Below are 11880 nucleotides of genomic sequence, written 5' to 3'. Positions count from 1 at the left end.
TGCCGTAGGTATCGAACCTCTATGTAGAGTGTTATTTTCAAGACCATTTCTGCCGTGATTTTATCATAACCCAGGCGAATAGGACCATTGTCGGCCATGGTTCGACTGCGCTGCAGTCGGGAGATTCATATGTTAACGTTTTGGCTATAAACGTTAGATGCCTCTGGCATCTTTGCGTTGCATGTTCTCAAAATTCCTAATGACGCTTAATTTCAATTGATATGTTTTGTAACCTTATCCCAGCGGGATAAAACGTTTATAGAGAATCAATTAATGAATCGTGTATGATGATGCCGTAGGTATCGAACCTCTATGGAGTGTGGTATTTCCATCATCATTTCTGTGGTGGTTTTATGGAAACCCAAGGTATTTGGCAATTGTCGGCTATGGTTCGACTGCGCTGCAGTCGGGAGATTCACTTGTTTTCGTTTTTGCTATAAAGGTTAGATGCCTCTGGCATCTTTGAACAGCATTTTTTCATAATTCCTAATAATGCTTAATTTCACTCGATATGTTTTGTAACCTTATCCCAGCGGGATAAAACGTTTATAGAGAATAAAATAATGAATCGTGTATGACGATGCCGTAGGTATCGAACCTCTCTGTAGAGTGGTTTTTCCATCATCATTTCTGTGGTGATTTTATCGAAACCCAAGGTATTTGGCAATTGTCGGCCATGGTTCGACTGCGCTGCAGTCGGGAGATTCACATATTAGCGTTTTGGCTATAAACGTTAGATGCCTCTGGCATCTTTGAGCATTTTGAAATTATATAATTTCGATCAAAACGTAATGCATCTACTTTTCTCTCAATGTATAGTGGTTATTGCACGATTTATTCTAACAAATATTTATCGTTATAGTCAATATTAAATTTTTGAAGCATTTCGATGTATTCATCTCCAAAGCTTTTCTTTTTATGATGTTCTTTCTGTCTCAGAATATAATTAATTGCCATGTCTAAGTGTGAATGGCTATATGAAAATGCACCAAAACCTTCTTGCCACTGAAATTTAAACTTTGATAATTGCTCTGTTTGTATATAAAGGTTTGACGATTTTTTAATTTCTCGGACCATATCTGATATACAACAAGTCGGTCTTATTCCTAAAAGGAAATGGATATGATCTGGCATACCATTAATGGCAATCATTTTTTGTTCCTTATTTTGAACAATTCCAGTAATGTATTTATAAATCTTTTCTTCCCACGAAGGCAAAATTAGGTTTTCACGGCCCTTTACCGCGAATACGATGTGGACATAAATTTGCGAGTAAGTATTCATTATAATGATTATATTTATGACTGCATGGCAGTCGGTGGATCGATGAATAATTATGTCTAAAAAATCTATGGATGCTCATGAATTATATTTTAGATTATATAAAAAATTTGTATAATATAAAAATACAATTAAATTCGTTGCGGCACTATCCCAGCGGGATAAAACGTTTATAGAGAATCAATTAATGAATCGTGTATGACGATGCCGTAGGTATCGAACCTCTCTGTAGAGTGGTTTTTCCATCATCATTTCTGTGGTGATTTTATGGAAACCCAAGGTGTTTGGCAATTGTCGGCTATGGTTCGACTGCGCTGCAGTCGGGAAATTCATGGGTTTGGGTTTTGGCTATAAACGTTAGATGCCGCTGGCATCTTTGAGCAGCATTTTTTCAAAATCCCCAATGATCCTTTTTTCAATTGATATCTATTGTAACCTTATCCCAGCGGGATAAAACGTTTATAGAGAATTAATTAATGAATCGTGAATGACGATGCCGTAGGTATCGAACCTCTCTGTAGTGTGGTATTTCCATCATCATTTCTGTGGTGATTTTATGGAAACCCAAGGTGTTTGGCAATTGTCAGCTATGGTTCGACTGCGCTGCAGTCGGGAGATTCACAGGTTTGCGTTTTGGCTATAAACGTTAGATGCCTCTGGCATCTTTTAGCCGCATGTTTTCAAAATCCCCAATGATCCTTATTTCAATCGATATTTTTTGTAACCTTATCCCAGTGGGATAAAACGATTATAGAGAATTAATTAATCGTGTATGACGCTGCCGTAGGTATCGAACTTTTATGTAGAGTGGTTTTTCCATCATCATTTCTGTGGTGATTTTATGGAAACCCAAGGTATTTGGCAATTGACGGCTATGGTTCGACTGCGCTGCAGTCGGGAGATTCACATGTTTTCGTTTTTGCTATAAAGGTTAGATGCCTCTGGCATCTTTGAACAGCATGTTCTCAAAACGCCCAATGATACTTAATTTCAATCGATATATTTTGTAACCTTATCCCAGCGGGATAAAACGTTTATAGAGAAATAATTAATGAATCGTGAATGACGATGCCGTAGGTATCGAACCTCTATGTAGAGTGTTATTTTCAAGACCATTTCTGCCGTGATTTTATCATAACCCAGGCGAATAGGACCATTGTCGGCCATGGTTCGACTGCGCTGCAGTCGGGAGATTCATATGTTAACGTTTTGGCTATAAACGTTAGATGCCTCTGGCATCTTTGAGCCGCATTTTTTCAAAATTCCTAATTTTGAGCAGCATGTTCTCAAAACCCCCAATGATACTTAGTTTCAATCGATATGTTCTGTAACCTTATCCCAGCGGGATGGAAATTTTAGAGATACTCCTTTTTGCATAATTCTCCATTTCAGGCATTTTAAACGTCACCACTTTCTGATGTCCTCGCTTGGAGAGGAGAGGGAGGGGGGCAAATGTATCAGCTCTCGTTTTCTTCTGCCACGCCTGAGCAGGCTACAGTTATTTGTCCTTATGATTCTTGTAGAAGATGACTGCTTCCTTTAAATCGGGAACAGTTTCGGTGATCATCAATAATTCTTCCAGTGATATCTGCTCAAAAAGAAAAGCCATCAAGGAAATAGGGCAGAGCCCCATAGCTTCCGCTAAAGGGACGATGAACTTAATGGATGGATAGGTAGCGTCATGCTCCCAGCTTAAGTAGGTGTTTTGGCCGATGTTCATCAGCGCAGCTACCTCCCTGGAAGAAAAACGCTTATAGTCCCGCAACCGACGAAGTTTGGCTCCTATTTTCATGGTGGGGGTGTATTATTTTCCTGTAGCTGAGTGTATACTATGCTAATATATGTCACTTATCTGGAAAGATCTGCCATTGGTTACAAAAAAATTATTTTTCGGTCAAAAATTATAATTGAACCAATTATCGAGGCGAATTGCGCCAATTTTCTGAACTAATCTAATAATTAATTTAAATATACTTGTAGTTCAAATGAGTTGTCTTATGCAAAAAACTATTTTATTCTTACCCGCCACCATTCATAGCCATGTTCTGCCTTCGCTCTTTGTGGCTGGGTTGTTGAGGGAGGAATATGGCATCCATTATGCGGTAACCTCCGAGGCTTTGGCCGGTTTGGTTGCGACACAAGGTTACGATGCAAAGGTAACGAGCAACTATAGGGTTACTCTAGGAATGGAAGCACGTTACCTCCATGAAGTGAAACAATTGTCCGGGAAATGGAATATTTTGAAATGCATCCGAGAAAACGAAATACTCACACACCGCCAAAACGAATTATTCAGCCTTGTTGACCAAATAAAGCCAACAGCGATTTTTATCGATATTTTTAATAGTACGGATATGTTGGTACTGTTTCCCAAGTACCATAAAACAGTCAAGCTAATTTTTCTAAACCCGATGCTATCCACTTATCGCATCAATGGTTACCCTACGGTAGATCAAGCCCATTGGCCGAAAGAACATGAAAACCAACCCGTAAAAAATCAAAGAAAAGGCATACCCTTAAAAATGTACTTTACCCAACCTTTGGATGTAATGATTTCCAAGGCAATGGATCGTCAATTGGAGAAAATGATAGCTGCTGAAGGATTCTCTGTAAAACATCCATTAGCCAAGGACCGAACCAATACATTGCTATTCGATCATATTCCAGAAGTAATCTTGGCCCCATTAGAATTGGAAGTTTCACCGGATGTCAGGAAGCGCAATCAATATTATTTGGGACTTTGTACTACCGAAAAAAAAATGGATACCCAATTAGACGAATCCTTTGAAATTCGGTTTGACAGTATTCTAAAAAGCAAAAGCAAGGGAAATAAAATCGTGTATTGCACCTTTGGTACTTTTTACCAGGGATCCGACAAGGCATTACTCGATTTCCTGAATAAGCTAATCGATGCGCTAGAAAGTGTTACGGATATCGTAGTAATATTCTCGGTAAACGATTTGGTAATCCAAACCCTAAGCTATCAGCGACAATTACCCGATACGTTTCATTTTTTTACCAGAGTACCTCAGTTGAAGGTGTTGAAACATGCCGATTTATATGTTACCCATGGTGGATTAGGCTCGGTAAAAGAAAGTTTACAATATGGAGTACCCATGCTGGTGTATCCCCTCGATCCTCATTATGACCAAAATGGGAATGGGTTGAAAGTGGAACACCACGGATTGGGATTACGAGGGGTGTTTCACCACGAGAGAAGTGTGGATATGAAAAGGAAAATAGAAGAACTATTGAGCGATGAAAAATACAAAAGCAATATAGCGGCATTCAATAAAACCTGCGCCTCAAAGTATTCCGTCAATAATCTAAAAACCGTTGTTAATGCATTAATCGATTAGCCATGAATTTAAACGCCACCGAAAAAAATACAAAAGATACCTTAGAGTACTTGCTATGGGCAGCCAAGGTACCTGTTACTGCAAATGGAGTAACCGTAGGACTTTGTCTGCACCCTGATTTTCCTAGTATGGCTGCAGTAAGCGATGCCTTATCCGAATGGAATGTACCCAATATGGCTACTCGGCTGCATCCTGACCAAATCAAAGAAATACCCTTGCCCGCCCTGGCGTATCTAAAAATTAAAGGAGGCATATTAGCACCGATCAAGTCTGTCAAAAATGAAACCATTACTTGGCTGGATACGCAAGTGGGTTGGCAAACGGAAGGCCTGAATTCCTTCCAACAAAAATGGGACGGAGTTACACTTTTAATAGAACCCAACGAGCAATCGGGAGAGGTGGATTATGACAAAAAGAAAAAGGAACAATGGGGAGCAAGGGGCGGAATCCATTTCTGATAGGTGGAACATTGCTTCTTTTGGCTATCCTGATTGGCCTGACTTGGGGAAATCTTTCAAGCACGAATCTGTTGCTAATCACAGGATTGAAATTAACCGGAACCCTTCTTAGTGGATTGCTCCTATGGCAAAGTCTGGATTCCGACAATCCCTTTTTACAAAGCCTGTGCCAAGTGGGCCAAGGCAATAATTGCAACGGTATATTACAGTCCAGTGCCGCCAAACTTACCCCATGGCTCACCTGGTCGGACATTGGGTTTCTGTATTTTTCTGGCGGATTATTAGCGCTTTTGTTTGGTTTGTTTTCGGCAGATATGGGAGTGATCAGTATCCTTTCCGTCCTTAGCATATTAGCATTGCCTTATACCCTGTACTCCGTTTATTATCAAAAGTTCGTGGCCAAGCAATGGTGTAAGCTTTGTATGTCCGTACAGGTGGTACTTTGGCTAGAAGCGGCATGGGTGATGATCAATTACCCAAATCTGAGTCTGAATTTCAGTCTGCCCACCATGGCAGTACTGATACTGGCCTTCCTAATTCCAACTCTAATTTGGGTATTGGTAAAAACACCTATGGTACAAGCTACACAAGTATTTGGCTTAAGAAGGGAACTACAGAAGGTAAAATTCAATGAGGAGTATATCAAAATGGTATTTCAAAACCAACGCCAAATGCCGCCTATCTTTACGGATATGCGTACCGTACAACGCGGAAATCCCAATGCGACCCATACGCTCACCGTGGTAACCAACCGGCTATGTGGCCCATGTGCCAGAATACACGGGGAGATAAATCACTTGATCGAAAAAAACCAGCAGATTAAAGCCCAGTTTGTTTTTCTCGGGCCAAACAAAGGCATGCAAATTGCCGCCAAATTTCTAGAAGCGTCAGCGAGCCAATTGCAAACAGTGATGGATTCTTGGTACCACGACAACCGGCAGGATGCCGAAAAATGGTTGAAGCAATATCCCTTTGAACCAAATGCTGATCATCCAAAACAGTTCCAACTTTACGCCCGCTGGTGCGAGTTGGCTAGTGTAAATGCCACGCCAACCGTTTTTATCAATGGCATTCTGTTACCCAAGGCCTTTCAAATAAAGGATCTGGGCAGTATTGTAAGCGTTTTAAACCAAAAAAATGCAAACGTACCCATCACCTAAGGATTTTCGAAAGTCAGTAAATATATTTTTTAAACCTTAAATTATTAGAAATCATGAGTTTATCTAGTTTTAGTGCCTTTGCGTTGACAAGGGCGGAAATGAAGAATGTGGTTGGGGGAGCCGACATTGTATGCCATTTCAATGATAAATTGAACCAAGTTTCCTGGTCAGGTGATTGCGCGTCAACCAGTATGGATGATTGTTTTTCTTATGCAGGAAAAGCTGCCAATGACTATAATACGAATGCTGGATATCCAGGAGTAGACTATCATTGTGAGTAAATATATAATTAATTAAACTAAGTCATACGAATGATCCCTCATTCGTATGACTTGTAAATTCTTCGCCGATGCATTTACTATATAAAGTTTTTTGTTTTGCAGTGCTTTTATCTTACCCTGTTTTCGGTCAAAGTACCGTTATGATTTACTCAAATGAGAATGAAGCCGTAGGTGAAATAGTGCATTACGAAGATATTTTCGGAAATATGTTTTGGGGGAAACTCCAGAATGACAGAATTATAGATGCTCCCTTTCCAATTACATTCACGTATACTGACGGACAAACGAGAAGAAATGTGTTGGTCATGCCAAACGATACGATCGTTCTTGGGCGTCGTAAAACAGGAGGGCATTTGGAAGTAATGAATAAGGATAGCATTTACAATGCTCTGGTCTTACTTACAAAAGAGCCAGGTTTATCCACTGAGTATCATCCGGGTTTTGATATACATAAAACGGAAGATTCAGATTTTAAGCTGATTATCTCAACATTAGATTCCTGTCATTGGAAGCGAAAAGAGGTTGTTTCAAAATTTACTAAGAGTGATTCTGCATATAAATATACTTTGGAAAAGGAACTGGATTATTACCGTATCGTGGATCTTTTGAGACCGTATATTAGCGAAAATACCAATATACTAAATATTCCTAAATGGTATCAGGATACAATTAGGATAATAAAGGACACCGTAACAGATAAGGATTCATTATGGATGGGCGGAAAAGAATATCGGACTGCCATTGTCGCCTTAAACTCCTTCCTATGTAGGGATTCATTGAGGGGAGACGATCCGGCAAATAAATTTTATACCGAATTTAGCTCGGCTTTACACAACTTTAATGGGATCCAACAAAGTTATTTAATGGCATGGCTCTTACAAAAGTACAAGTGGCTGAATCTCCCAGATTTTCAGGAGTATTTAAATAGATTTTACGCAATATGTAAGGATAGGAACCTTTTGGCCTATGTAATGGACAAAGTAGATAACAACAATTTTGAATACCCTAACCAAATATTAAAGTCAAAGCTAAAAAAACCTGATAATACCTATTCAAGTTGGGAGTCGGTCTTAAATAAACATAAGGGTAAAGTAGTGATGGTGACGTTTTGGGCAAGTTGGTGCGGGCCATGTTACTATTATTTGCCATATCTAAAAAAAATAAAGACTCAATATGGCTTATCTGGGTTGGATATTATTAGTATATCCATCGATGAGGATGAAAAGAAATGGAAATCGGGACTTAAACTTTATAATGACAGATTTGGATCCAGCGAACACTATTTAACGAGAAAAAGCAAAAGTAGTCTTAGCCAATTTTTAATGACCAGTAGGTTAACTGAAACCGTTCCTTTGGTAATACCCAATTATGTTCTTTTGGACAGCACCGGAAAAATAATAGTTTCGAGAATGCCGTCGGCCGACGACGAACAAATACATAGGATATTGCAGGTATATATCCCTGAAGAGCCAATAGACTCTATCACCATCGGAAAACTGGAATGATGATCTAGTTTTTCTAGGTTGATTCGACCATTTGCACAGTGCAATGGTATAAGTGTTTGTGAAATAGCCCACCTGCTCCGATGGGGAATATATTCATGTAAGATAAAACTGAGAAATTCAAATTAGATTACTCAAACCGATCACATTTGGTGAGACACCCGTTACGAAAAGAAGTAACGGATATCCACTTTACTGGCTTTAAAACATGAAAATTTTAGCAATTGCTTTGGTATTGATGTCTACTAAGTTGGCGTGTGGGCTGTAAGTTAAATATTGCCAAGATAATAGCAATGAAGCGTCAGTTTCCTTCGCCCAAAGTAGTATTCATTTCAAAGGACATGGGAGAGTCTGAATGGAAAAGATCAATCCAGTCATGGGGCATTTCTGACTTAGGTAATCACTTAAGATTAGACCCCGATACCGAATTAGCAAAAATTATTACCGAACCAAGCATTCCAAGGGGAATTGTGATTGACAAACAAGGCAGGATTGTTACAATTGATGCGGACGAGCCTAACTCAACAGAACTCAATAAACTTATTGAAAATTTACAATAATAACCGCTCGGGGTTCAAAGGATATCGAATATGATAAGAAGTGAGTGGAACAGAATTGCGTCATTTGAAAATTTTAAAACAGCATATACCAATTGTAATTTAAATTCGGGATGTAATAAGTGTGTAGGATTTAATATTTAATTTATTTTTTCGATTTTACAAAAAAAGTGTAAATTATTTACTTTTAAACCTAAAAGTCATGTTTAAATTAAGAGCCTTAATTGTTTATGCTTACGTCCTTCTGGCCTTTACTATTAGGACCGAAGAAGACATTCCCAATAATTCTTGGGAATCCGAATTGTCCATTAATCAAGTCATTTTTGAGACTAATATTATAAATGACTCCTTACTGGCTGATAAATACACTAAAGCTACCTTATTGATTTTAGACTCTCTTAATATATACCATTCCGATTCTTCGGATGCTGCCTATTTACTAAAGGGTAAAATTAGTACAGGGGCATGCTTTACCTCAATAATGAATACTGCTCCACTTGCTTATTTCATAAATATTAAACTTGTGAACTCAAAGACAGGAGCCTTATTTAGGGAAAGAGATATTTTTGTTAAAAACTACCCTGTTCTCTACAATTCTAAAAGGCTACATGATAACATGCTCATGGCATTGAAGAGCTTACTTAATGACTAAGATTGATTATTTTCTTTTGGGGTATGCCAGAATCGAGGGGGTGGGGCGGAGGAGTCAAATGATTCTACTACCCAATCCTTCCTTGATGTTCTTTTGTTACAGTTATCTGTCCTTGTGATTCTTGTAGAAGATGACCGCTTCCTTTAAATCGGGAACAGTTTCGGTGATCATCAATAATTCTTCCAGTGATATCTGCTCAAAAAGAAAAGCCATCAAGGAAATAGGGCAGAGCCCTAGGGCCTCGGCCAAAGGGACGAAATGCTTAAAGGATGGATAGGTAGCGTCATGCTCCCAGCTTAAGTAGGTGTTTTGGCCGATGTTTATCAGCGCAGCTACCTCCCTAGAAGAAAAACGCTTATAGTCCCGCAACCGACGAAGTTTGGCTCCTATTTTCATGGTGATGTGTATTGCTTTGCTAATATAAGTTACTTATATGCAATTTGCAAAGAGAAATTATGAATATTTTATTCTTACAAGTTCAAAAATTGAACGAATAATCGAGGCAAATTGCCTCGATTATTTTGACTATTACCACAAAATATTTAAATATACTTGTAAATGAAATGATCGACCTCATGCAAAAAGCCTTTTTATTCTTACCCGTCGCCATTTATATAAAGGACTTAGGCCGTATTTTAACTGTTTTAGGCCAAAATATAGAGCGCGCCAATTCCTTACGGATTTTCGAAAGTTTTTGTGCATTGACAAGAGCGGAAATGAAGAATGTTGTTGGGGGGGGAGTTGTTTGTATTGATTTAGGTACAACCACTGATCCAGAAGGGTATTGTTATCAAATAGATTCTTGTCAACGAATCAAAAATAAAATGGTAAAAGAATCTTGGGTTGTATGGACGAAAATAACTCTCTCAAAATGTAAAGCGGAACCTATTCCTTGATGTTTTTTTTGCATAATTATTTTCAATCATTTACTGAGGGTAGATTCATATTCTCTGTAATGTTAGTGGAAAAATTCGCTTTTTTGAAGTACCATAATTTACGTAATCATGTCATTAAAACAATCGATTCTAGTTGTAACAATGACTATCTTTACTATTTTCAATAGTGATAGCGTGTTTGCTAAAATAAAATATAAGTATGGTGCCGATAATATTAAAATCGAATCATATGTTCTTTTTAAAAAATACCGTATTCTTGTTGGAAGTCTTCGAAATGATCTGAATCAATCTGGCGTAATGTTTGTAATTCCTATGAATACTTCTGAGTGTAAAAAATTAAGAAAAATTCAATTTTTTACAATTCAAAAAGAAGGATTGACTCAAAGTTATCAAGTAAAAATATTCCAAGATTCATTGGGGAGGCCAAAAGAACATGAATTTTATAATAGTAGAATTAAAACTACCGATAAAAAAAGTGGATGGAAGAAATTCAAACTTCGTACTAGGATTACTGGAAACTTCTTTATCGGATTTGAGGTAAAATCTAAAAATTCGACTGGCGAACTGGAAATAGGTTTAATTAAAAAGGCCGATAAACCTTACTTTTTCTCTAAAAGGGAAGATGTTGGATGGGAAAAGCAATTATTGAAATTGCCAGGTAATAGTGTATATCAGCAACAACAATTTGATATAGCAACTAAGTATCAAACTTTTCTCGATCACCAAATTGAATATCACTTTCCAGCAATTTTGGTAAAAATTCGTTGAATGAGCTTTTGCTTTAGCGGAAATACCAACGTTTCATGTTATTATAAACTATCATATTGACATATGTCAAAGATTTACAAGAGGGAAAATTGATGAATATATGCAGCTAAATAAACTGTTCAGTTTGCCTTGAATAGGTAAAAATCAAGAGTTTATCTAGTTTTAGTGCCTTTGCATTGACAAGAGCGGAAATGAAGAATGTTATAGAGGGATCCGATAAAAAAAATGTTCAGGATACTGCAGTGTAACAAATCATGTGGGTAATGATGTAAGAGTTTCCTGAATTACCTATAAGGTAGGAGGAACAAACATTTGTGGTTGTGGTCCAACTGCTACGGTGGTGAAAAATGGTTGTGCTTATAGTTAATTCAATTTGTTAGTAACTTAATAATTTCGCCTAATATAGTAAAGTGATATATACAAGAATTTATACTTTATTAATTTGATCTTGTCAATTACAAAGCACATGAAATCACACATTTCTATTCTTATTACAACACTCTCCATCCTTTTGACTATAGGTTGTGTGTCTTCCTCAAAAGATAATAAAACTCGGATAAACATCACTTGTCACGAATGTGCTGGAATGGAAGTATTTCTTAGCAGATCTAGTATTTTACATACTGGAGCTAATGAGGTTTATCAGTCGAAGTTTGATTCAGTTGGGCGAGCTGAAATTGAATTTGTACAACTTGATACGCTGAGCCTATTATTGGTAGTAGAAAATAAAGATCAAGCTGAATGGAAATTCTCCACGACTTTGTACTTTGAACCTTATGCAAATATCGAACTAACTATTGAGAATGGATTACCTAGGTTTACGGGAGATTTGAGAATTATCAATACATACTATCACTATGATACTCCCTCTTTATAGGACCAAAATATTATTTTTTTTCTTTTTCAACTGCCTATTCAGTTTATTCTTTGGTTCTGTCAAGGCTTCCGACCTCTGGGAGGAATTTA

General features: G+C 37.7%; 13 protein-coding genes. 10 read left to right on the top strand and 3 right to left on the bottom strand.

Annotated features, from left to right (window positions below; translation table 11 throughout):
• Nucleotides 1–834 precede the first annotated feature (834 nt).
• Both tnpA and CLV98_RS22615 read right to left on the bottom strand, forming a co-directional pair.
• Nucleotides 835–1287: an IS200/IS605 family transposase gene (gene tnpA / locus CLV98_RS22620; RefSeq protein ID WP_109678334.1), complete on the bottom strand. Its 453-nt coding sequence runs from the start codon at nt 1285–1287 to the stop codon at nt 835–837.
• A gap of 1492 nt (nt 1288–2779) precedes the next feature.
• Nucleotides 2780–3073, bottom strand: coding sequence for a helix-turn-helix domain-containing protein (locus CLV98_RS22615; protein WP_109678332.1), 294 nt, complete (start codon nt 3071–3073; stop codon nt 2780–2782).
• A gap of 205 nt (nt 3074–3278) precedes the next feature.
• On the opposite strand from CLV98_RS22615, the gene CLV98_RS22610 reads away from it, so the two are divergent.
• The 7 genes from CLV98_RS22610 to CLV98_RS22580 all read left to right on the top strand — a co-directional run bounded on the left by CLV98_RS22610 (nt 3279) and on the right by CLV98_RS22580 (nt 9250).
• On the top strand, nt 3279–4640 hold the full coding sequence (locus CLV98_RS22610) for a nucleotide disphospho-sugar-binding domain-containing protein (protein ID WP_158281317.1): 1362 nt from the start codon (nt 3279–3281) through the stop codon (nt 4638–4640).
• A 2-nt stretch (nt 4641–4642) separates the two neighbouring features.
• Nucleotides 4643–5098 (top strand): cysteine peptidase family C39 domain-containing protein, encoded by a 456-nt coding sequence (locus tag CLV98_RS22605; RefSeq protein ID WP_109678328.1) that lies wholly within the window; start codon nt 4643–4645, stop codon nt 5096–5098.
• Nucleotides 5068–6258: a vitamin K epoxide reductase family protein gene (locus tag CLV98_RS22600; RefSeq protein WP_109678326.1), complete on the top strand. Its 1191-nt coding sequence runs from the start codon at nt 5068–5070 to the stop codon at nt 6256–6258. Before CLV98_RS22605 ends, CLV98_RS22600 begins: the two co-directional genes overlap by 31 nt.
• Before the next feature lie 53 nt (nt 6259–6311).
• A complete protein-coding gene (locus CLV98_RS22595) occupies nt 6312–6539 on the top strand; it encodes a hypothetical protein (protein ID WP_146202338.1) in 228 nt (75 codons plus the stop codon).
• 68 nt (nt 6540–6607) lie between these two features.
• A complete protein-coding gene (locus CLV98_RS22590) occupies nt 6608–8044 on the top strand; it encodes a TlpA family protein disulfide reductase (RefSeq protein WP_109678322.1) in 1437 nt (478 codons plus the stop codon).
• A 290-nt stretch (nt 8045–8334) separates the two neighbouring features.
• A complete protein-coding gene (locus tag CLV98_RS22585) occupies nt 8335–8601 on the top strand; it encodes a TlpA family protein disulfide reductase (protein WP_146202337.1) in 267 nt (88 codons plus the stop codon).
• 199 nt (nt 8602–8800) lie between these two features.
• The gene (locus CLV98_RS22580; protein WP_109678318.1) at nt 8801–9250 is read left to right on the top strand and encodes a hypothetical protein; all 450 of its coding nucleotides are present in this window, start codon (nt 8801–8803) and stop codon (nt 9248–9250) included.
• Between the two features lie 102 nt (nt 9251–9352).
• On the opposite strand, the gene CLV98_RS22575 is transcribed toward CLV98_RS22580, so the two are convergent.
• Nucleotides 9353–9646, bottom strand: coding sequence for a helix-turn-helix domain-containing protein (locus tag CLV98_RS22575; RefSeq protein ID WP_109678316.1), 294 nt, complete (start codon nt 9644–9646; stop codon nt 9353–9355).
• Nucleotides 9647–9771: 125 nt separating this feature from the next.
• Here CLV98_RS22575 and CLV98_RS22570 point away from each other — a divergent pair, with 125 nt between their 5' ends.
• From CLV98_RS22570 to CLV98_RS22560, 3 genes are all read left to right on the top strand, one after another.
• Nucleotides 9772–10146 carry a hypothetical protein gene (locus CLV98_RS22570; RefSeq protein ID WP_146202336.1) on the top strand — a complete coding sequence of 125 codons (375 nt, stop codon included), beginning with the start codon at nt 9772–9774 and terminating at the stop codon, nt 10144–10146.
• Nucleotides 10147–10254: 108 nt separating this feature from the next.
• On the top strand, nt 10255–10914 hold the full coding sequence (locus tag CLV98_RS22565) for a hypothetical protein (protein ID WP_109678312.1): 660 nt from the start codon (nt 10255–10257) through the stop codon (nt 10912–10914).
• A gap of 466 nt (nt 10915–11380) precedes the next feature.
• A complete protein-coding gene (locus CLV98_RS22560; RefSeq protein WP_109678310.1) occupies nt 11381–11791 on the top strand; it encodes a hypothetical protein in 411 nt (136 codons plus the stop codon).
• The last annotated feature ends 89 nt before the right edge of the window (nt 11792–11880 follow it).

Source organism: Dyadobacter jejuensis, from assembly GCF_003149085.1.
Taxonomy (GTDB): Bacteria; Bacteroidota; Bacteroidia; order Cytophagales; family Spirosomataceae; genus Dyadobacter; species Dyadobacter jejuensis.
This window is presented reverse-complemented; position numbering and strand designations above follow the sequence as displayed.